25 protein-coding genes are annotated in these 22,021 nt (G+C 52.9%); all 25 read right to left on the bottom strand.

Annotated elements, in window-relative coordinates; all coding sequences use genetic code 11:
* Positions 1–86: 86 nt before the first annotated feature.
* The 25 genes from EH206_RS13705 to EH206_RS13830 all read right to left on the bottom strand — a co-directional run bounded on the left by EH206_RS13705 (position 87) and on the right by EH206_RS13830 (position 22,013).
* Positions 87–599, bottom strand: coding sequence for a Rap1a/Tai family immunity protein (locus EH206_RS13705; RefSeq protein ID WP_009113371.1), 513 nt, complete (start codon positions 597–599; stop codon positions 87–89).
* A gap of 371 nt (positions 600–970) precedes the next feature.
* Positions 971–4,324, bottom strand: coding sequence for a hypothetical protein (locus EH206_RS13710; RefSeq protein WP_009113373.1), 3,354 nt, complete (start codon positions 4,322–4,324; stop codon positions 971–973).
* 2 nt (positions 4,325–4,326) lie between these two features.
* The gene (locus tag EH206_RS13715) at positions 4,327–6,468 is read right to left on the bottom strand and encodes a hypothetical protein (RefSeq protein ID WP_009113374.1); all 2,142 of its coding nucleotides are present in this window, start codon (positions 6,466–6,468) and stop codon (positions 4,327–4,329) included.
* Entirely contained in the window at positions 6,468–6,998 is a 531-nt protein-coding gene (locus EH206_RS13720) for a hypothetical protein (RefSeq protein WP_009113375.1), read from the bottom strand. The genes EH206_RS13715 and EH206_RS13720 overlap by 1 nt, the downstream gene beginning before the upstream one ends.
* A gap of 2 nt (positions 6,999–7,000) precedes the next feature.
* A complete protein-coding gene (locus tag EH206_RS13725; protein WP_009113376.1) occupies positions 7,001–7,447 on the bottom strand; it encodes a GNAT family N-acetyltransferase in 447 nt (148 codons plus the stop codon).
* A gap of 2 nt (positions 7,448–7,449) precedes the next feature.
* Positions 7,450–9,426 (bottom strand): phage nozzle protein, encoded by a 1,977-nt coding sequence (locus EH206_RS13730; protein WP_009113377.1) that lies wholly within the window; start codon positions 9,424–9,426, stop codon positions 7,450–7,452.
* 2 nt (positions 9,427–9,428) lie between these two features.
* Entirely contained in the window at positions 9,429–9,992 is a 564-nt protein-coding gene (locus EH206_RS13735; RefSeq protein ID WP_009113378.1) for a phage connector family protein, read from the bottom strand.
* Positions 9,993–10,045: 53 nt separating this feature from the next.
* Complete coding sequence (locus tag EH206_RS13740; protein WP_009113379.1) at positions 10,046–10,951, bottom strand: phage capsid protein; 906 nt, start codon at positions 10,949–10,951, stop codon at positions 10,046–10,048.
* A gap of 210 nt (positions 10,952–11,161) precedes the next feature.
* A complete protein-coding gene (locus EH206_RS13745) occupies positions 11,162–11,986 on the bottom strand; it encodes a hypothetical protein (RefSeq protein ID WP_009113380.1) in 825 nt (274 codons plus the stop codon).
* Entirely contained in the window at positions 11,973–12,203 is a 231-nt protein-coding gene (locus EH206_RS13750) for a Bbp19 family protein (RefSeq protein WP_009113381.1), read from the bottom strand. Before EH206_RS13750 ends, EH206_RS13745 begins: the two co-directional genes overlap by 14 nt.
* Positions 12,200–13,816 (bottom strand): portal protein, encoded by a 1,617-nt coding sequence (locus EH206_RS13755; protein ID WP_009113382.1) that lies wholly within the window; start codon positions 13,814–13,816, stop codon positions 12,200–12,202. The genes EH206_RS13750 and EH206_RS13755 overlap by 4 nt, the downstream gene beginning before the upstream one ends.
* Positions 13,817–13,818: 2 nt before the next feature.
* Positions 13,819–14,037, bottom strand: coding sequence for a hypothetical protein (locus EH206_RS13760; RefSeq protein ID WP_009113383.1), 219 nt, complete (start codon positions 14,035–14,037; stop codon positions 13,819–13,821).
* Between the two features lie 10 nt (positions 14,038–14,047).
* A complete protein-coding gene (locus tag EH206_RS13765) occupies positions 14,048–14,464 on the bottom strand; it encodes a hypothetical protein (protein ID WP_009113384.1) in 417 nt (138 codons plus the stop codon).
* Between the two features lie 488 nt (positions 14,465–14,952).
* Entirely contained in the window at positions 14,953–15,240 is a 288-nt protein-coding gene (locus EH206_RS13775; RefSeq protein ID WP_009113385.1) for a DUF1364 domain-containing protein, read from the bottom strand.
* Positions 15,237–15,830 (bottom strand): DUF1367 family protein, encoded by a 594-nt coding sequence (locus EH206_RS13780; protein WP_009113386.1) that lies wholly within the window; start codon positions 15,828–15,830, stop codon positions 15,237–15,239. The genes EH206_RS13775 and EH206_RS13780 overlap by 4 nt, the downstream gene beginning before the upstream one ends.
* A gap of 59 nt (positions 15,831–15,889) precedes the next feature.
* Positions 15,890–16,081 (bottom strand): hypothetical protein, encoded by a 192-nt coding sequence (locus EH206_RS13785; protein ID WP_009113387.1) that lies wholly within the window; start codon positions 16,079–16,081, stop codon positions 15,890–15,892.
* Between the two features lie 84 nt (positions 16,082–16,165).
* The gene (locus EH206_RS13790) at positions 16,166–16,510 is read right to left on the bottom strand and encodes a hypothetical protein (protein WP_009113388.1); all 345 of its coding nucleotides are present in this window, start codon (positions 16,508–16,510) and stop codon (positions 16,166–16,168) included.
* Positions 16,503–16,994, bottom strand: coding sequence for a class I SAM-dependent methyltransferase (locus EH206_RS13795; protein ID WP_009113389.1), 492 nt, complete (start codon positions 16,992–16,994; stop codon positions 16,503–16,505). Before EH206_RS13795 ends, EH206_RS13790 begins: the two co-directional genes overlap by 8 nt.
* Positions 16,991–18,232 (bottom strand): hypothetical protein, encoded by a 1,242-nt coding sequence (locus EH206_RS13800; protein ID WP_009113390.1) that lies wholly within the window; start codon positions 18,230–18,232, stop codon positions 16,991–16,993. Before EH206_RS13800 ends, EH206_RS13795 begins: the two co-directional genes overlap by 4 nt.
* Positions 18,229–18,477 carry a hypothetical protein gene (locus tag EH206_RS13805; RefSeq protein ID WP_009113391.1) on the bottom strand — a complete coding sequence of 83 codons (249 nt, stop codon included), beginning with the start codon at positions 18,475–18,477 and terminating at the stop codon, positions 18,229–18,231. The genes EH206_RS13800 and EH206_RS13805 overlap by 4 nt, the downstream gene beginning before the upstream one ends.
* A 2-nt stretch (positions 18,478–18,479) precedes the next feature.
* The gene (locus EH206_RS13810; RefSeq protein ID WP_009113392.1) at positions 18,480–18,863 is read right to left on the bottom strand and encodes a hypothetical protein; all 384 of its coding nucleotides are present in this window, start codon (positions 18,861–18,863) and stop codon (positions 18,480–18,482) included.
* Between the two features lie 37 nt (positions 18,864–18,900).
* Positions 18,901–20,310, bottom strand: a complete 1,410-nt coding sequence (locus EH206_RS13815; RefSeq protein ID WP_009113393.1) for a replicative DNA helicase — start codon at positions 20,308–20,310, stop codon at positions 18,901–18,903.
* Entirely contained in the window at positions 20,300–21,061 is a 762-nt protein-coding gene (locus EH206_RS13820) for a hypothetical protein (protein WP_009113394.1), read from the bottom strand. The genes EH206_RS13815 and EH206_RS13820 overlap by 11 nt, the downstream gene beginning before the upstream one ends.
* Before the next feature lies 1 nt (position 21,062).
* Positions 21,063–21,287 (bottom strand): hypothetical protein, encoded by a 225-nt coding sequence (locus EH206_RS13825; protein ID WP_009113395.1) that lies wholly within the window; start codon positions 21,285–21,287, stop codon positions 21,063–21,065.
* A 210-nt stretch (positions 21,288–21,497) separates the two neighbouring features.
* Entirely contained in the window at positions 21,498–22,013 is a 516-nt protein-coding gene (locus EH206_RS13830; protein WP_009113396.1) for a toxin YdaT family protein, read from the bottom strand.
* Positions 22,014–22,021: the final 8 nt, after the last annotated feature.

Here is a 22,021-nt window from a genome sequence, read left to right on the forward strand (position 1 = left end):
AACGCTATCCACCGCTCTACGCTACATGTCAAACGTGTTTACAGGATAATTGCAAAATTTCACACGTTCGGGGTTTGAGGTGAGTGTCAACGTATTTTTAACTTTTTCAGGGGTGCGCACTCCTTCAGTGCTCTTTCCCTGACGTCCGCCTGCTTTTGACCAACGCACATTTGAAACTCAGGGTAAGGGCATGGATATGCTTCGCTTAACGCAAAGTACACCACCCCCTGCGCAGGGCCTTTCATGTTAGGGGTTTTGTCTAAATATCTACCCACAGTTTTAACTATAACGTTTGGGGTGACCTCGTCCGGGATACATACAGGACCCTTGAAATTTTCAGAGTCCGCTACACCGAGAACATAACCAATAAATGCTGTTGTTTTAGTTAAACCAGTATGGCTCTTGTCGTTGAGCTTTACAGCGTTCCATTGGTCGCGGAGCGTTTCTTCAGAAATCTCCGCCAATGAATTACTTGCGCCACAAACGAACAAAAACACGAACAAAAATAACCTTCCCATTATTCCCCCCATGCCGTCCCAAAATCCGGCGCCCTGTCCAGCGTCGCGTCGCCAGGCCCCCACCAGAATCGTTGCCCCCATTCCTTGCGCGATTAGAAGCAGTAAAAAAGAAGTAAACTCATGAAAGCCCACCCTACGGTGGGCTTAATCGAGAAAATCAGAGAATTTGGCTTCCGCATAGCTTTTCCCAAGGTTAGACCAACAATATGAATTTAGGGAATCGGTGTATTTTATCCTTCTTTTCCTGCTGGATACCCACTTATAAACACAAAACACAAGCATTGTCGTAATTATATAAAAACCAATCAATTTATTTTCTTGCGGGAATATTGAGTAAACGAACAACCCAGCGCCAATAAGCACGCTCAGTACTCTACTTGTCTCTTCTGTGCTCTTAACTCGCAATAACTCGATGTGAAATAACTTAGCGTGTTCTAAATTCATAAAGTCGCCTATTTCATCTGTTCTTCGACCTGATTTAGCAGCGGGGCTATAACATGTAGATTTTGCAATGGCAGCATCTTCCTTACAGCATGCACCTGCTTATCATCAAACTCGCCGTTAAGCACACCATTTGCCACCGTTGCGGCATCACCACCGAGATCAAACGTTGGCCCCATTAATGCACCAATGGCGTTACGACTTTGAAAACGGGAAACGGGCGGCGCGCCAAACATGGCCCCCAAGCCAAAGCGCCCACCGCTGATATTCTCAACGGTATTAATCGGCTCCGATATCCAGCCCAACATCCCGGAGCGGTCGATTCCCTCTTTCACCAGGTTATTGGGGCTGTAGTCGATATCACGCCCAGACAGCTTTTGTTTCATCATGTAGACCATAGATCCAAGAGCTATAGACCCCAACGAACCAAGATAGAATGACGCGTCACCTTGCTGAATTCCAGACACAAGCATACGGTTGTGTGCGGCAAAAATAAACGTCTTAAACTGCAAGATGATTTTACCCGCCTCAGAACTCATCATTAACGGCGTATCGCCCACACCCGGCGTAATAATGGTTGAATCAACGTCTTTCAGGATAGCCGACTGGAACGCCTCACGCACCGCGCGATCATCCCAAAGATGGCTGTGTCCGGTCAGTAGCCCGTCCATATCCTCGCCGTGCTTCGCAAACTGTTCACCAATGCGGCGCAGCATGCTTTCATCGATCCCCATCTGCGCCAGCTTGCGTAAGTCTGCCTTTGGGATGCTCTTCCCGCCGGCAGTAAGACGGGCGTTATCCAATACACGCGACTGCGCAATAAGCCCAGACCATGATTTTAACGTGCTGTTCCATTGGTTCATTAGTGTCCAGTTGCCAAACTTCTGCGTACCCCAATTCAATCCACGTTCCAGACCTGATCGGCGACTATAGGGATCAGTTAGGTCAGCGATAGCCTTTGTTCTGGTGGAAAGCACGTAATCAAGGCCAACCGCCATTTCTCGCAAGTCTTTAGTGGCAATCTTTACCGCTTCCATATTGCGCAACATGGAAGCCATAGGACGCAACGATTTACTTAATCCGTGCTGCATAACCGGGCGCATTAAGTCGGGTAATGCTGATATCGTCATCCCCCCCAGCAGGCGCAAAAAATTAATGTTGCGAGCAACGCGCCCAGCGCGCACAAAAAAACTACGGGGATCACGCGGCGCGCCGTAGGTTCCCAATAAACGATCACGCATCGCGTTAATATCCCGTAAATCTGCCTCTCGTTGCTTTTCAAGGCGGGCGCGCTCTTTGGGGTTTTTAGCATCACGAATTAGTTGACTGTATTCCTCTGAAACCTGCCGGATTTGTTCGCCCATATCCTTACGGCCAAACTGTGCTGTAAGCTCAATCTCTGGCGCAATCTGACGCAGGTAACTCTCCATAACATAGTTGATATCAGATTCAAGAAAGTCCTCTATTCTCTCATCAGGGATTAACAGCGTGCGGCTTTTGGTGAAACCGGCTCGGCCAACCAATCTTTCAGGTAGCAATTCAGTAGGCACCATGCCAGACGGCGCACCAATGATTTTATTTACGATCTCGTCTGCGGCGTCTTCAGCTTCTTCACGGCTCAACGGTTCCATCGCCTTAAGATTGCGTTCTCGACTGGCATTTAGCCTGGTAGTTGCGTTAGCCCTTCGCTCCAAACGGCGTAATTCATTACGGTGTTGGCGTGGGTTATCCAAAATTTCAAGGTGGCGCTGATACTTCGCCAGCGTGTTTTCTGCCTCAGAAATACGAGCGAGTTTAGATTCAAGTTCAACTTGTTTCTTTGTTGGCCTTTTTCTCCTTGAGAGCCGTGATATGTGGACCTCAAGTTCGGATCGCTGACTTACAAACTGCCTAAGTTTATGCATTTCATCGCCAAGCAATACTTTTTTTCCAGACCACGCTTCCGCTTCAGCTATCTCATCCGCCAGCGCTTTCGCCTGTGGTGTCGCTTCCTCTGCTGCCGTTAATCCAGCGTCGATTTTTTCAATACGCTGCGCCGCTTTCTCTGAACCTTTAGTGCTGATGCCTTGAATCCAATTAGCGATACGTCCGCGAAACTCAGTGCGATCGCTCAGTATTTTATCGAATTTATAGACTCGAGGCAGATAGCTTTGCGCTGTTACCACATCCACATCTTCCGGAAGAATACCAAGCTCCTGCATGCGCTTTTTCGTGATTTCAAACGTCGGGCGGATCTGCGCTGCCGCCTGGGCGACTTCCGGAATATCGCTCTGGTCACCCCTGCGCATTGCCATGCCAATAGCTTCATTGAACTCAACAAAATTAACCCGCTGGCTGCGACCCAACCGCTTGCTATATTGCTGATAGGCGTCTTTCGTTGACTCCATCTGCTTATACAGCAATACGTCATACTGTTTAATTTTCGTCTCGGATGCGGTGAACGTTGCCAACCCTTCATCATTCTTGGCAAAAAAGTAATTATTCTCCGCCAACATCTGGTTTATCTGGCGAGAGGTTTTAGCGGGTGACTGCGCTAGGCGTCCAGATGGGTTAACGCTTAATGTTTTATTAATCAGCCCGACACCTGCCAATTGCTCCTGATCGAGTGTGGTATTAAATACCTGCGCGGCACCAATGCTTTGTGGTGAATCGGTGCCATTCAAATGACTCGAAACCGCTTGCGAGATCGCGGTTCGCTGTGCTGGCCCTGCCAGTAATTGCGCACCAGCACCAAGAACGCCGCCTACCATTGCATCAACAAGAATATTTGTTGCGCTTTCGCCAAACGTCCGGGTTTGCTGTGTGGATTGCAATACAGTTTCAGATGCGACGCTCCCCGCTGCTGTTGATGCTGCAAAGCGCCCAGCAGTCGCGGCAATTGCCCCACCTCGTGCCACCGCGCCAACCGGTAAAAAAACAGATGCGATATTAATCGGGTCTATAACCCCCATAGCCATGCTGGATATTAGTCCGGCGCCGCCCATTTCTGATAGGTATTGTCGATCCTGTATCTGTCGGTCAATTCGATATTTAATGGCCGCGCTCTCCTGCGGGGACTGTGAGTTGATAAACGAGTCGGCATAATCTTCATACCCTTTGATGCCAGCGGCATCATTATCGAATGGGTTATACCCGTCTACTGGTTCGAACTGGCTAAATGGTGCGGTAGCAATAAAGCTCCCCAAAGAGTTATCGATTCTAAAGGCGGCATCCCTTGCTCGATTAACCCTTTGATCGTTGGTAAAGGGGTTAATTGCCGATAATAAAGACGGCGTTTCCATATAAAACGCGCTATCCTCTTGTTGAGGAAGCGCTTCTATATCAGCCGAAAGAATGCTGCTGGGGTCAAATTCGTATGTTGGCATGGCTATTCACCCTGTTCTCTGCGCTGTTTAGCCTTTTCAATCCTATCCAGCTTAATTCCTTGCATGGCTTTATAGAGCGGTGATGTTTGTTGATCGAATTTGAACCTAATAGGAAGCCCGTTATCACCGTAATACGGACGAACATCATAACCATCGGCGTTTTTCTGATAAACCATAACGGCGTAATCTTGATTTCTTGCGGTGAACATATCGGAAACCAGTAATAACTCGGTGTCATCTCTCTTTCCACCGAACGATTTTGATTTTAATTCCTGCTTTTCTTTTTCCCATTGGCTATCCATCCAATTCACCGCCCCAGAAACACCAAACGCAGCCTCGGGTGCATACTTCATTACCTCCGGGGAACCGTTTATTGAGGTAACGGCCCAAACGTTTTTCACCTGAGCGTTTGTTATAGACTCCGCCCTTTTCGCATCCCCTCCTGTGAGCGAAAAATTAGCATCATAAATAGCTCGGTAGTCACGCAGGTATTGCTGATTTGACACACCAGGATCTGTTATTGCCGGCGCGCCAAATGAGGTCAACGATGGTGATATTTCGTTGATATTTTTTTGTGCCGCCCCATCCCTTTCTTTGATGTAGTCCTTATCCCTCAACTTCTGACTGATTATTTCTTTCATTCCAGCGCTTTGTTGATAAGTCTGTGTGTATGCCGTATCAACGGCTTTATCGGCGGGTATTCCAGCGTTAGTGTAATCATAAACCGACTTGAAGAACGCGGATGTGTCGGCGGGCATAGACGCGACAGCGGCGGGATTATTGTCGAAAAGACCACCGAACATTTTCGCCATAGGAACGGCAATCGACGGATCTTTTGTTGCGGCCCCCGCATTAAACATTGACTGGACCTGGCTGGGAATGATACCAGTGCGTCTCACTACGCCAGACAGGTTATTAATGCTATTGGTGTCGTTGTAATCAAACCCTTGCATGTTTTTTTGAAACCAGATATCTACGGCGGCCTGGTTATTTTTATCAGTAGGATCGAGCGGTACACCATCCTTTATTGATGACTCCACGCGTTGCATAACAGCAATCTGATTTTGCTCTTCCTGATAACGCTGAAATGCAGCGCTTCTTCTTTGTAGGGATTGCCACTGATCAGCGGTGCCGCCGTTTTTCTCCAGTTCGGTTTTTTGGTTGAGAATGAGGCTCTCAAATGCCTGTGTACCTTCAAGCTTGGCCTGTTTGATCGCCAACTCATCACTAAGAACTGATTGCGCATAGCTTTGGCTTGTAGTGCCTCTTGTGGTCTGCGATAACGCTGCCCGCATTTCGTCTGTCGGCTCCATACCGTTATCAACAAGCGACGCATATTCGCTTACTTGCCGAGACGCTAAAGCCTCTCTCCTTGCGGATTCAATCCTCGCCTGGTTTTGTAATTGTAATTGTTGGTTTTGTACCCTATTCCATAACTCTATACGTGTATTTGGATCTAACTTATCCAAATACAATCCATCTTCTGAGGTTAAATCATTGTTCAATTGAGATAGCGCGGCTCCGCTGCTGCTTGCTTTTAAAAAACGCTGCTGCGCCTGATTATACCAATTCTGATCTACCCAGTTTTGGCGAACCTTTGGCCATTGCGCCCCGTAGGCGATCCGGCCCTGCTCTTCCAGACTGGCGGACATGCCGTTAATCTTCTCAATATCCGCATCTGGGTAGTTGGTCAGTTTTCCAAGCTGGTCGAGCTGGGTGTCAACCTGATCCCTGGCCTCTATTTTTAACGCCGTGCGGGCATAACCGCGGGCCGTCGATAACCCATCAGACTCATAACGCTTTAACCCGCCCTCTACGGTCTGCATTTCTGCGATCCCGAGGCCGGAGAATTGTGGTTTATCCAGTTTACCGACCGCGTCCTGGTAAACCTTTTCCACCTGATCGGCGCGCAATGATCCGTCTTCAACGCCCTGGCGGATTGATTCATTGACGTCTTTTATTTTTATCTGGTAATCGAGTAAGGATTCGCTGGCGCGCGCACGAACAACGGCGTTAACCTCCTGCTGTATTTCCTTTCCCAACCCCTCCACGGCCTGACCAACAGCGCCGGAGTTGCTGACATTAACGCGTGTGGGCTGCGGGTTTGGTGTGAGGTTTCCAAAGTTACCGGTTGGGATACGCATCACTTAACCCCCATGTTGGTAAACATGTTATTGGATGAGGTTCCACTGGTGGTGGTTGATGTTGTGTTTGCCGTTGGCCTTTTCCAGCCTGAATAAGCGGTGCCGCCCGCCTGCAAAAGAGAGCTTCCGGCGCTGATATACCCAGAGGTGGCAGCGTTTTTACCACTGATGCGATCCGCTTGCGCCTGGGCGTTATACCGGGCGGCGGAATCCTGCCCCCCAAGAATGGTTGTTACCGCGTCCTCTTCCGCATCCCCCACAATATCCGATGTGATGCGCAGCGCGGTTCCTTCGCCAGTTTCTACGCCTGACGCCGCATAAGAAGCGTTGGCCTGCGCCGCCTGCGCCGCGCCTGCCTTGCGTATCTTCTCCGCCTGTACCCGCGCTGCTGCCGCAGCCGCGTCCGCATCGGCCTGCGCCTGGTCCGCCTGGTAGTCAGCCATTTTCTTTTGCTGTGCGCCGCTATATGCCGCGCCGCCGGCCGCCAGAACAGACGCGCCGATCGCCGCAATTTCTACGCCTGTGCACATAATTAAACCTCCATCGAGTACAGTAGGCCGGTGCGTTTCAGGCCGAGTTTTTGATACAGATCGCCAGTGCGCTCTTCGTGAACTCCGGTGGTGATTCCCATGCGAATTTCTACCGCGTTATGCCCTTTCGCCCAGCCGATGAATGCTTTCACCAGCCGATAACCTGCGCTGCCGCCGCGGTGTTCCGCGTCAATGAATACGCCATACTCGAACGCCATGCGGTCATGGGAAAACCAGAACGGCGCGACGCCGCCCGCCATCCATCCGATGATCTGGCCGCCAGTCTCGGCAACCAGCACCACACCGTACTGTGACGTGATCAACTGATCAGCCAGGCCCGCGCATTTTTCCGCATTGAATGATATTTTTTGATAGTTGGATTCCGCGTGCATTCTCATTCCGAGCAAAACCAGCGCCGGAATATCTTCTATCGTTGCGTGCCGTATCATGCTTAACCCCCGTTACTGGTAAAGGTGGTGATGATCGCCAGCAGATGAAACGGCAGTGGCTGCCGCTGCTGGATAAGTAAGGAGTCCTCGCCTTTTTCCCATCCGAGTTTTCCCCAAAAGTGATCGCCGGTAAAAAGCGGTGCCGGCTGGTCGAGGATTTTGGTCCCAAACTGGCGAAAGGGGATTACCTGCCCGTTACACTCGGCACCGGTGGTTTCAAGAAATCGCATAACAACTTCACTGGTCCGCTTCTTGGCGTTCTGCGTGGTGCCCTCCGTTGTGGCAACCTCGGGCGTGAGGGTTTCGATGGACGTGTCATAATGCAATCCGATCTCGACTGATTTTGCTGGGCGCGGCAGCGTCACTTCTCCTCCGCTAACAACTTGTTGGGGCATAACGCTACCGTCCGCCACTATATCAACTGTTTTCCCCTCGATATGCTCGAGACCAGCCCACGCGGTCGCCCCGTCCTGGCTGGTGCCGGTAACGGATGAATCTGTGTTCAGGTTAATATCGAGCAATTCGACATAGCGCACCGTTTCACCGCCGATTTGGCGACGAACAATTACATATACCGCGTCGTCTGTCTCTGATGGGATTGAGGCCACCGATTCGAAATAACCGTCAGTTACCTGGCGTGACCAGGCAATCACATCCTGCCCGCGATCAACGGACATAGTTACCAGGACGCCATCGTTGCGGACCATCCAGATAAATGAGTCCGGTTGCTGCTGGTATGCCATTTCCGTGATGCCGCTTTCAGTAATATGCTCGGACAAAATCGACATATCATTGGCCGAATAAGCGACATAACTATCGGGATCGTATGCCACGGCAAACAGTTTTCTGCCGGCACGCTGCACGAACATGATTTCAGTGCCTACACGCACTGGTCTAATGTTGTTGCAGCCATAAGGGCTTGGGTTTTTAACAGAGATATTGGTTGGCGTAATGGCCGCATCACTGCCGGCGGTCAGAGTGAATTCCCCGCCGTATGTCAGCGCGATGAGTGTGTTCATTTGCGCCAGGTGCACGATTGGGTTTATCTGGTCGGACGAAACTGTAAACGACATGGCGTCATCGTCTTCACTGCCAATCTCAAAGCTGAGATAAGAACCTGTTTCGCTAAACCATACCGTTTGCGGATAGCTCGGAGAGCCGGCAAAAACCAGCCGCTGCTGGTAGAACGTCACAGACCCCGGATAACCCAGCTCTTCCGACCAAACACTATCTTCTCGCGTCCAAGCGCCAGGCGATGCCGATTGCGTGGCGCTGAGATCTGAACGAATTACGCCGGTGGCAACCTGAGCGCTGGTTACGCTTTCTATCAGGACCAAACCGCTATTGATGCGAACATAGGATCCAACATCTTCCGCGACCCATCCATCACCAGTAAATGCCGTGCCGGCCTCATCGTCATACAGTGTCAGCGTTATTGATGAGCCGACAAACTCTTTTGCTGACGGTGTGCACCATTTTTCCGGCGTATCTCGGATTTCATCGAATGGACGGACGATAAATGGCGCCGCGTCCAGGATCCAGTTTGTTTGGCCCAGCCGCTGCAGTCGGAACGGGGCAACTTCCTGGTGAACCAGAAACATCGTGTCGGCGCTTTGAACAAATCGCACCTCTTCCAGATCTTCTGACAGGTAGGGGCTCTCGATTTCATACGGCGTATTGTCGTCGTTAACGATCTGCGCGCCGTTTTGATAAAAACGAACATACCCGTCGCCGAATTCAAGCATATAGGCCTGAGAGCGGTTGAACACGAACGGAATTAGACGGGATTTTTTATCAGCGAACTTTGTTGCGGCACAAAACCGGGTGCCTGGCCGGCGCATCACTCCGCCATGAATAACGCACACGGCATTTTCTATGCGCTTTGCGCCGTTGGCATAGCGGGCAATATCAACGCGTCCCATTAGTCGAGGGGAAATTTCCCCGGCGGTGAAGTTGGTTTTTATCAGGTTGGCGCGCACGGTTAAAACCTCGCTTCATACGTGGGGTAACCGCCCAGCTCTTCCGGCGGATCTTCCTGACCGTCAATGGCTTTGGCTTGCCGCAGCAAATATGCAGCTTCCTGGGTCAGCGTGTCGCGCAAGCTGGCCGACGCAGTGACCGCATATGCCAGCTTTGCCGCCATTGTGGCTTCTGCCAGCCCCACCAGCGCCGCATCCCATGTAGACTCATCATCATTGCGGTAGATGTATCGCAGTTCGATAACGTTGATATTCGCAAGAAGCTTTCGCCCCTCAATGCGATAACGGATATCGTCGCACTCACCACCCACTGACAAGATCCGCAGCAGGTTACCCGGCAACGGGAACTGATACGCAAAGCCAAACTCTGGCGGCGTGCTGGATGGCGAAAGGATGGTGCGCTTTATCGCGCAGTTCCAGGGGTGTTTTCGCAGCAAATCGTCGCGAACAGTGGGGTAAATATTCGAACACAGCCTGGCATGGTCAGTGGCTTCATCAAAGCTATTGATGGGATGCGCGCCGAGCGCCAGGAGTGCGTTTGAACAGATAGAAATACTGGAAGCCATGGCAGTACCTTTAGACAAAAAGGCCGGGTGTTACCCCGGCAAAGGCGCAGGCATTAAGCGACGAAATCGATCGCGACAACCTTGCTTTCATTGGCGCGGCCCGCACCGTAGGAAGCATCGACCGAAATCTGAATGGTGTTGTTCTTATCGCGGCGCGGGCCGATATCGGTGTTGTATTCTGCACCGGTACCGAAATGCACGGCAGACTTCGCCCAGGCGGCGGCCGTCTTCGTGGTAACACCTTCCGTGGTAACGGAATCCAGCGCCTCATAGGCCAACCATTTGAAGCCCAGCCAGTTGCCCGCCAGCGCACCTTCCTGCAACATTTTGACTGCCATGAAATCCGCACTGGTCAGCGTGGTGTCGCTCAGGATCTGCGTCAGCATGTCGGCGTTGTACGTGATGTACAAATCCTCGCCGTTCTGCTCGTCACACTCGTTGCGCCGGAACATCGCCTTAGCCGCAATAAGCTTGGCCTTGGTCAACCCCGTACCGCCGGCAACAATTTTTTGCGATGCCGGCAGGACAACGTTGGTATACGCGCCGTTGTTTTCCGTCTTACGCGGTACCGCATCCAGCAGCGCGCGATAAATAACGGAGTCCTTGCGGCGGTTGGCGGCGGCCAACGTCAGTTGCAAATACGGCCCTTGCGGGTCAGCAATCAGTTTCCGCAGGTCGCGCTTTTCTACCGGAACGAACACGCCGTAATCAGCCATCAGGGCGTTACGGGTACCAGCTTCCGGCACATCCCAAACGGTGTCACCGAAACGCGTGGTGATGGCGTTCATTTCGATGGTGCCCATATCGTTGATTGTGAACGATGCACCGGTGATTTTCCCGCGATCATGTACAGCGCCCTGCAGGCGAGAATCTTTCTGACCTGCAGAAATTTCAAAACTGTCATGAAACTGCTGCACAAACGCCGCTGTGATCATGTTTTTATTGGCATCAAAAGCCATGATATACACTCCACTAAATGATTCGCCGGCGGGGTATCGGTTTCCCGGCCCTCTTACGCTGTCCGCCTGGCGCTTACGGCAGCGTGGAATTCAGGTATCCGGCTACCACGCCGGGCTGGTGGAGAGATTTTCATTTATGTGTGCGGTCGGTTTCCCGACCAAATAAAAAAGCCAGCGGTTAGGCCGGCTCTGGTGTGACATGTCACGCTATTACGCCACCGGCGATTCGCCGTAGGTTTTTGCGTAGTAGGCCCGAACGCGCGCGGACACTTTTTCGTGGTCGGCGTGTTTCGGGTCCGTATAGGCTTCCGTCTTCATTAGGTCGCGTATGCTTTGCTGTTCTTCCAGATTGACTTCACCACCGGCCGGCGAATCTTCCTGCATTTCCTTGCCGACTTTAGCCAGCATGCGGATAACCAGCGGGTTATTCCCGATTTCGTTTATTTTTCCCTGGTCGGCGGGATCCGCCAGAGATTGAAAGGCACGGTAAGCAAGCCCGATGTTTTGCTTAAATTCCGCGTCGGTCTTCCAGACTTCCTTAAGCGCGGTCGTGGCTGCTTCCTGATCCAGTGCTGCGGCACCGTTGACCAGGTCTGGCGCCCGCTGCATATATTCACCCAGGATAAAGCTCATCTGATCGTTGGTGATGCCCTTGGCGTGAGCGGATTTAAGAAACCCTTGCATTTCAGGGTCGGCCTTGAATTCGTCCCAATTAAAACCTTCGGCCTCTACCGTTGGTGCGTACTCATCAGCCGTTTTCGGCGGCGCGTCGCCGCTACCCAGCCGTTTTTCCAGGTGCGTGTAAGATTCCGCCAGTTTGCGGGCTGAGCCCTCAACGTTGAGTTTCCCGTCTTCGCCCACAACCCTGAATTTTTCAGGTACCCAATCAGCCTCGCCCGGCTGCCCTGCGGCGCCGGCACCAAGCAAAGAAGTTTCGTTACCAGCACCTTCACCAGCAGAACTACCAGCATCGCCATTACCCCCTGCATCTGCGCCTGCGTCGGCATTCATGAACGGATAGTTAAATTTCCACATCGTCGTTTACTCCATCAGCCTGATTCAACCTACGTAAAATAAAATCGAGCACGTTACGCTGCCCGGCGTTAAAGCATGTCTGCCGGTCGCCCTCCGGCCCGCCTTTCACAAAAACAGAGCCACCAAACCGGCTGGTTAACTCGGCGAGGACTTCCGGCCCGCCCGGCGTCTCCTCAAAAATTCGTTTATAGTCCTCTGGACGCACCGGTTTAATCATTGTCCGCCACCCGCCATTTGCTGAACGATTGCCGTTCCCGCCTCTTTGCCCGCTGCGCTAGCGGCTTCCTGTCCTGCCTGTGCCATCAGTTGCTGCTGCTGCGCCTGCGCTCTCTGGTCGCGTAGCGTTGCCACATCATCGGCGCTGCGCATGACCCTCGCCGGCACGCCGAGCGCATCAGAAATAACGCGGGTTGCCTGGTCCGTGTCCACCAGGTCGGTTACCTGCGGGTTAATCTGGGCGAGTTGGGCGATATTGACGGCCATGCGTTCAATGGCTGTGACGTCCTCCAGCTTTTGAGCGCGCGCCAGCGGTGAGATATAGCGAACGTTGAAGTTTGCGTGGTGCATACTTTCTGGCATCGGCGGGAATGCGCCGGCGCGGAATGCGATACCGAAGCAGCGCTCAACCAGTGGCTGCAGATATTCAGCCTGGAATCGGCCATATACCGGGCCCAGCAGTTGTCGAATGAGTGCGACGCGTACATGAACCTCTGTAGCCGTCATTGCCGGGCCGTTCTGCGGCTGGAGCTGGTCAGCCATCAGGATTTTTCGTATCTGCGCCTGCAGGCGTTCCTCGGCAGTAAACGCGACGTTGAAGTCGGCGCCAGTCAGTAGCGGTTTCATGCTGTCAGTGCTGTTCGCTACGATGATCCGCCGCGGGCCAACTTTGACGGTCCTGGGGTTCAGTACGCCGTCATCTTCCGCTATCCACATGCCGGAGATAGCCAAATCCTGCGCGGCCTTTTCCATGCGCTTAATTTCGTTCAGCTCTTTGCAGTCCGGCAGCGCGTCATAGACGGGGCCGACGCCGTAGGGATTGCCCGGGATTTTCATCCAGCGCGGAACGGCCACCGGGAATTCATGATAACCAGACTCGCGATCAATTTTCTTTTCCGCCACTTCAATGTGATATGAAGCGAAGCGCATGTTTTTTGCCAGACGCGCATCAACAACGTAGCTTTCGCGTGGAAAGATGGCGTGAATAAAATCAAATTTGGTATCAGGCTTTTTCTTCACCTCATCCCTGATTTTGTCGCTAACCCTGTCCTCGCCAAATTCTTTTACGGCCTGCTCCGCGGATAACTGATAACAGCGATAAACCGTGTCAACGATCCCGTCGCGCCGGCTTGACGTTGCATAAACTTGCGGCAGTGGCCACTGCTGAAATGTGTAGCCGCCATCCTCCCGATCCTCATCGATATACAGCGCGAACCAGCCAGCGCACACAACGTCGAGGCACGATTCGTACGCTTCCGCATCAAAATTCGCGGCGTGAATATTTTCCCACACCAGAGTTGCGCAGATGGACAGCCAGGCCTTTTGGTCGTCAGTTAATCCCTCGCTGCCTAAATCGAGCCATTGCGCGTTAGCAGGCGTCATGCCGGACATGAGGGCCGACGCAAGAATACGTGTGCTATCAGTGGCGGTACCGTCCAGCAGCTTCGCTATCTTTGAGCGCCCGCTCTGCGCGTCCAGCACATCAGAAGAGAAGCCAGCGCCGCGTAGCGGATAGGTGTAGTCATAGCACTCGCGCCACACTGATTCATTCGGTGAGCGAATGGCTTTCAATGAGTCCACGCGCTTAATCAGCTTTGCGGCTGTCTCATCCATCGTTATGCCCCTAAATTGGTTTTACCGCTGGCGCCGCCGGCAAGCAGGGACGTGTTGCTGTCTGTCGTGCCCTCCGCGCCGCTTGCCAGCAGCGAGGATCCCTTTTTGCGTTTCTTCCGCGCCGCTGCGTCGGCATTTGCTGCTTTTGCCGCTGCGTCGGCTGCTGCCGCTGCGTCGGCTTCCGGATCGCTTTGCACTACGCTGGGCGAACTTCCACACATAGTGATCTCCTTACGAATGAACGTGCCAGCCCTTATCTGTCAGTGTGGGCGCCTTAAAGCGCTTAATCTGGCCGTCAGTGCTGGTGATTGTTGGTTGGGTGCTGGTCGCCGTGGTCGCGCGCTTAACCAGTTCGATGAAGTCCAGGCAGTTGGTCAGCGGGTTACCATGCTCATCAACAAAGCCGTAGGTCTCGAACTTGGAGACGATCCCAAATGCCTCGGCGTTCAGCCCTGATAGTGCCTCGTTGCGTGCTGCGATATCCGTTGGCGCCGGACTGGCATCCAGAACCGTGGCGCCGGCAGTGGCCGCGTTAAGCTGTTCTGGTGTATTGGCAGGAATGGAATTCAGCAACTGAACATCGCTGGAAATATTTTCCTCAGCGGCTGACTCACCGGGAGTTTCTATTTTCTTGCGTGGACGAGCCATATCGATTACTCCGTTACTATGGAGTTGTCATTTTGGCGGCGGAGGCGGTCGGTTTCCCGACCAATTAGCGCGGGTTAAAAACCCAATACTGGCGGTAAATTACGGTTGGCAGCTTCCCGCGGTCAAAACCCGTTGTTCTGCACCAGAGGGCAATAAGCGCTTCACCGTCGCCGTGCTTTGGCTCTGCGCCAGACTTCCACCCCAGCACCGCGGATTTAGATACGCCCAATTCCCTGGCGATCTGGTGCGTTGCCATTCGTGTTCTGGTGATATCCGTTATGACGCGGAACCAATCTGTGCGGAATGTTGCGACAAGGGGCATTTTTACCCCCTGTAAACGCGCGCGTGCGCGAGATGGTGAGAAAATTCACGCGCCCTTCCGATTTTCGCGAAGAGAGATAAACAGGATTTTATGCTTTCCCACCGCCGGCGACATCCGCATTTTTCAGCATTAAATTCTTTCTCTAAGAGCAGCATTAAATTCTGAATCACTTAATTTTCTCCTCGTCGATTAATATCGCCTGAGTGCGCATCACCCCTTCTGCGTGATAAAGCCGTGCTGTTTCTGCGTCTGTGTGGCGCGTTCTGCGGTCTATTTCGTCATGGCAAGCGCTGCACGCCCAGGCGCCTTGAATGTCGTCTGGCTTTATTCCTGTACCGCAGGTTCCGGATAAGCGGTAATGCGCCAACACGGTGGTTTCAGGGTTGTGATTGCAGATGCCGGGGATGCGAACCTGGCATTCTCTGTTGCAGGCTTCTTTGCGTAGGTTTTTCATGCCGCGTACTCCAGCAGCTGCGCGGCTGCGTTTTCTGCGGCTTGTTGGGTGGGGAATGTTTTTGACAGGATGAATGACCAGAGAACATCGAGCGTGGCCTTATACAGGTCGTGGAACTCTATTTCGTCCATCTTTGCGAACGATATCGATCGGGGCTCTTTGTGCAGGCTGCCGTCTGGCAGTTCAAAAACGTCATAGTGGCCGGATTCTATCGTTGTCCAGCGCCGGAACGCTTCGAATGATTTTGCGCCGGTAATATCTCCGCCGCGTTTTTTGGCTACGCCATCCAGGTATTCCTCGGCGGCGGTCTGTAGCGCATCTTCGCTGCCGGCAAAGTGGGCCAGGAATTTAACGTAACCACGAACCAGTTTTTTTTCTGCCGGCGATATGGTGCCGCCGGTTGGCTGCCAATATTCGAATCCCAGATTTAGCAGGGAGAAGTATTTACGATGGAATGCCGGGTTTCTGGCCTGCTTAAAGTCGGCGTAAATTACCGCGCCCAATTTTAATTTCTGGACGTATTCTTTCGAGTCTGGTGTCGCGGGTATTAGTACCCCGCCGGCGGATTTTAAAAAAGAAAACTGTGCCATCGGTTACCCCTTTGACACAGCAGTTAATCAGGCGTTGGGTGTTCAATCCAACCTGTTAATTATAGCGCGTTTCCGTCCGGTTTTACAATCCGATATCCAGCTATTTTAGCTAAATCAATCAACGCGTTAAGCGCTGCGATATGCTCATCATCACCCAATTGCCGTATGTTGACAATGTTTCCGTTTTTGCAGGTTACAACTACGCATCCATTCGTTGGGAGAATCTCAGTAATTTTCTCTGCATCAATCACTCACTCCCCCTGGATTTTGTTTTGGTACCCCTTAATTATTACATCAAAACACTGTACATATAAACAGTGAATTTAAGATTAATCTTAACGGCTGGTGGTCAATTTCAATTCATGCCATCCGTTAGTATTCCAGCATTCAGAGTCACCACGCATACAGCATTCCGCTACCGGTAGGCAATCACCACACTTTCCGCACCGCTGGTGACTTAGCGACTTGATGCGCCAGCGCATCCGTACGTCGTCTTGCCGTATCAGCAACTGCACGTACTCGTCCATGCTATACGGCTCTTTGCCCGGCCGGCGCAGTTTGCAATTACGCTCCAGCATTTCCAATTCCTGAGAATCCAGATTCAGCTCAAACTTGGTGACGCCTGAGTCGCGCTGGCTCCTCCGTTGCGCCGCTTTACGTTCCGCTGCTGACTTAGCCATGTGAGGGTTCGCCTTTCACAAAAATAATCCAATGCGTTTTATCGCCTTTGCCTGTTCGCTGGGTGATGATCGGTTTCTCATCTGTCAGCGCTAAAACCTGGCTAGTCGGGATCTGCGTTTCGTTCCACTTAAAAATCAGCACACCGTCCGGCCGAAGTACGCGGAACGCCTCACTAAAGCCGGAACGCAAATCATCGCGCCATGTATCTGGGTTCAATACACCATATTTTTTACGCATCCACCCCTCCGGCCCTGCACGCTCCAGATGCGGCGGATCGAAAACTACAACAGGGAATGATTCATCAGCAAACGGGAGCGCGCGAAAATCGGCGATGATATCCGGGTTAATAACCAGGCTGCGACCGTCACACAGCGTATGCCGCTCTCTGCGGTTATCAATAAACACGGCGCGTGGGTCGCTCTTGTCATGCCAGAACATACGGCTACCGCAGCACATATCGAGAATCGGTACGGTGTGAGTCATGCGGCACCGTCCTTGTAGCGCACCCACTCAGCCGCTGCTCCGTCTTCGGTGTCGAAGATGCAAAGCAGTATCCAACCTTCGCCTTCAGGTGGTGTCGGGTTCCAATGTCGCGTCACACCCGCGTCGTTGGCATCGTAGACACAATCGCCGCAGAAGAACTGGTTCATGTAGGTGAAATCCACCTCCATGCCGCGCTCTGCGTACCAAGTCCGCATTTCCTGTAGTGTTGACCCCTCATCGAACGGTGTTTCCGGTCGGTCAGGATGAGACCAGAAGCCCATATGATCGCGCTCGGGCAGCGCGGGCTTGATGCGATGGCTGCAACCATCCGGTATTACCGGAGAGTTGGTTGACGTTTCCGTTTTTTCCCGAAACGTTGTGGTTGACGAATTTTCGTTTTTCCGAAAATCAGCGGGCAACTGGAGCAACGATTTCAGTGCGGCGCGCGGAACTGCCGACCAGGCAAGAACAATATTTGGCCGGTCATTTTCTTGGTCCGGTAGTGTGTTTTCGATCTCGTCCAGCGCGTCAGACAGGGCGTGAGCTGACTCATACGGGACAACAACCGATGGCTCACCATCAACTTCCATCTGACAGCCGTCGTCCATTAACTCAAACGCACAACCACAGACTTTGAGTAGCATTTCAATCACACGGCGATGTTCTGACGTTATCGCCGACAGTCCGGAAGTTGCAGACTGGAGCATAGCGCCGCGGCAGGCGTTCCAGCCGGCAGAGTAGCAACGTCGAGGATCGACATTCTCGGCAAACGTCCAGGCTGGCACCCCCTTGCACTCATCCGGCACTATAGGCGGCTGGCTTGCTGTTGGAGGAACGGGCGCGGCGTAGAGCGGGACAACGGAATATTTAGGCTCACCGTCCGCCATATCTTCGTTCAGATAATAAATTTCATCTTCCAGCAGGCCCCTGTCTTCACAAACGCAAAACTCATCAAAGTATGGCCTGCCGTCGGGCGTCATAATGGCGTACATAAACGTTTCTTCGTGATCCGTCCGCAACCGCTGGTTTTCCTCCTGCAGCTCTTTCGAGGTGCGGCGTAGGCGGTTTACGCGCGTCTCGGATTCCCCCAACTCGCGCAGTAGGCGCAGATTATCGGCGTTCAGTCTTTCGAATTGCCCTGCTGCGAAATTGAGCACGCGCTGCTCTTCCGTTGTTGACGCCGTTATCGCCGCTGCGCGAATGGCGCCGGCGAGTACATCGGTTGTGATTATGGTCATTTGGTCTTGCCTCGTTTCTGGTTGTGATATTCGCGCCAGTGATTCAGGCGCGCTTTGAAATGTTCACTGTATTTTTCATCAACAGTTTCCAGTTCATGCTCAACGTTGAGCCGCGATATTTTCCCGTCTATCAACTGATTGATTAACTGGTTGGCGCGCAGATCCAGCCAGTTCATTTCCCTGTATTTCTCCGGCCATTCCCCGATATTGTGAGGTAGTCCTGGCGGCAAATAATCCCTGGACATGTTTACTTCCCTATCTGCTGGATGCTGTCGAGCAATAGACGGGAACGCCCCGGGGAGCCGATGCGGGCGCCGGTGTTTTTGTAATAAACCTCATTTGGTCCCGCTATCCATCCCGTCGCGGTTTCGCTCAGTCTTACCTGGCGGCGGCCGGCATTTCTGATAACCGTGCCAGTGTGCGTTTTGCGAGCTTTCATCTTGGGTGTGCGAACTTTCGGTTCCGATACCAGCTTGGGCTTAACCACCTGAACGGGTACGGGGGCCGGTACGTAGGGTGAACGGGTACGAGCGCGGGCGTTGGCATTCATGCGCCACAAGATAAGCGCGGTATAATCGCATCCATCATCGATAACGGTTCGCTTCGGGAAAATTACGTCTGTCGTTGTCATGGTCTTGCCTCTTCGTGTAAGCGCTGGTCAGGCGCGGTTAAAATTCTTCAATCGGTTTTTTCTTGCCGTAGCGCCGGCTTTTCTCTTGCCCGACAGACGCCAGGCGCTGGGCCTCATCGGGCGGAATGTCCCTGATATAACCGTCCACCATCTGCGCGTATGCGGTTCCGCTGGGGCCCTCGCGATTCAGGCGCAAAATCAGCTCCATCAGCGTTTTGTCTGCCTGTTCGTTGTAAACCGCGTCGCGGTAAAGCCCTATCCATACGTCACAATCCTGTTCAATCTGGCCGGTGTCTTTGCTGTCTGCTGGCCACGGCCGTTTATCGGCCCGCTCTTCCAGTTTTCGGTTTAGCTGGGTCAGTAGCAGAACGACGCAATCCAGCTCCTTCGCCAGGTTCTTTAACCCCGTTGTGATCGCCCCGTAGCTGATATCGCGACGCTCGGCTTCCTCGCCCTTCATCAGCGTCAGATAATCGACGGCCACTAGCCCGATATTTCCGCGCTGCCGCTTCACTTTCCTGCACTCGGCAACGATATGCGCCAGCGATACACCCGGCGTACTGTCTATCATCAGATTTGATTCGGCCAGTTCGGTGGCTTTTGCCATTGCCCGCGCCATCTCCACATCATCGTAAACGCCGTTGTAAAACAGGTTTGAGCTGATAGCGGCCTCCTGGGCTATCATGCGTTCGATGATCCCCCGGTCTGTCATTTCCAGGCTAAAAACCAGCGTCGGCAGCCGGTGATTCAGCGCGAAATGCGTGGCGATTTTGTTGTACGTGGCCGTTTTACCCATTTTCGGCCGGGCTCCGATGACAACCAGGGCACCGCGCAAAACCTGTTTCGGCGCCATCAGCGTATCCAACCCCTCGATACCCAGCGTGAACCCCGCGGCGCCGGCGGGATCGCTAAACCGGCGATCCAGCTCATCAACCCATTCTCCAACCACATCGGCCGCCGCTTTTAGCCCGCCGCGCTTTCCAGTGGTGGCGTGATCAACAACCGCGGTGATCATCTGCTGAACACTGCTTAACCGGCTTTCCACGCTGGCGCTGTTGCTGGCGCCGACGATCTCAATGCAGGCGTACAGTTTTTCCAGCGTGTAACGCAATACCGCTTTCTCGCGAACGATGCGGGCATAGGCCAGCGTGTTGGCCGCCATCGGCACGCGGGCCATTTCCGCCAGGTAAGCAAATCCCCCAACCACCTCCAGTTCGCCGTTTGATTCGAGCAGTTCACCCAATGTGATTAAATCAGTCGGCTTGTCAGAGCGCGCCAAATCGATCAGGCGGCGATAAATCATCTGATGGGTACGCAGGTAAAACGATTCTGGTTTTAACAGCGCCATGACGCTGTGACGGCGTTCCTCGTCGGTATTCAGCATCATTCCGCCGATAACGGCCTGCTCTGCGGCGGAGTTGTGCGGCACAACCGGATCATTGGTCATTGGCGCGCTCCTCCTTGACGGCCACGTAGCAGCGTTCGGTCACCAGATAATCCAGGTTCTTGCGTTTCCAGAATCCGCCGCGGCCGTTCGGCCGGTCTTCCAGCATCCAGCGGCAGTTGCTGGCGATATAGCGCAGATAGGCTTCCCAGCGGTCAGAGTTGAATTTAAATTTCTTCCAGAAGTTGCGGATTGTTTTCTTCCTGGCGTCCGTGAGGATTTTCACTTGGGCCATTTCCGGTAGCGTGTCGTGATACACATCCAGAATTTTTTGATAATCGATTTTTTCCGCTGGCTGTGACGGTGAAACAGCATCGGCTGATTCACCAATAATCTCTGTAGTAGTCTCTGTAGTAATCTCTGTAAGAAAGATTGTGGAATTCCCCCCATCTTGTTCGCTGGTTTTCCCCGAACTAGTATGCGGAATTTCCGCATCCTTGTTTGCTGCGCCAAGCAGTTGATATAAAACGGTTACATCAACACGGTAGTAAAGTTTTGCCGGCACGCCTTTTCGTTGTTCAATCAGCACGCCCAGGCTACGTAATTTTTTACGTGCGCCCTCTTGTTCATATCGAGTTAGCCCGGTTTCATCTTCCCATTCATCCTGGGTTTTATAGATCCAGCCGTCCGCTCCGGTCCTGTTTGTCCAGTAAATTAGTTGTGACAGCAGGAGCGCCCCGGTAATACCAGCACCCATGCGAACAAAACTGCGCTGAAACGCTATTGGCCTGTCTAAAATCTGCAGCATGTCCATGTCAAACCCCCAGCGCGTCGGCAATCTGGCGGCATGCCCGCTGATACTCTGCCTGAGAAAGTCCGCGGCTATACAGTTCGGCTTTACGCTGCTCGTACTGCTCCCACAAAGACAACGCGGCAGAGCGTCGGCATTCAAAAACGGGTTCGATATCAGCGGCGGAAACTGGCTCGCCGTTGAGCCGGAAACCATTCCGGTATGTGATTCGGTCTATTCTGGTAAGCATTGGTCTTGCCTCTTAAAACAGTTGCCCTTTGAGTTGGCGGGATTTATTTCGGCGCCCGTAGCGAACAATCATTCGAGCCTGGTCAAGGCAGTCTTCAAAAATGTTCCTGCGCTTCGTGGATGGCTTTGAGGAGCGCCGATAATACGAAACCGCCTCTACCCCCCCCCCTGAGCCGCTTGCTCTTGCGAGAAGCCCTCTTTCAGCAGGGAGTCAATAACGTGCCGTCTGATAAATTCTTCCGGATTCATATTGGTCTTGCCTCGATAATGCGGTGGTCAGCCGCCGTTTATGCAATGCTGGTTCCATTGCCGCCAGCGCCGTATTTGCCGCCGCCAATTGCCGTGATATGTCACGGTCATTCAGCAGCACGGAAATGATCGCCGTGGAAAACTCACGAATAGCAACGCAAACCAGGTGCTGCACGGAACCGCCGCCGAGGCGCGCCCGCCGCTCCGCCGGCAGAGCTTCACGTATGGCCGGCGCCAGCGCCTTAACCTTTCGGCTTGATGCCTTTGAATCGCTACGCAGCCAGCGGAAAATCTGTTGCCTGTTGTTGTAGATGGCTTTCCAGTCAGCCACGCCGCCCTGCTCCGTCTCTCGCAATCGAATATTCGGATCGCCGCCGACAATAAAAAACTGTCGGGTTATCTCGATCGCCACCGTGTCCTGTCCCACCTCAACGGCCCATGCCTCGACCTCGGCTTTCAATTCTTCGATGTTTTCCACGCGCGTCT

The sequence above is a fragment of the Brenneria nigrifluens DSM 30175 = ATCC 13028 genome (assembly GCF_005484965.1).
GTDB lineage: Bacteria > Pseudomonadota > Gammaproteobacteria > Enterobacterales > Enterobacteriaceae > Brenneria > Brenneria nigrifluens.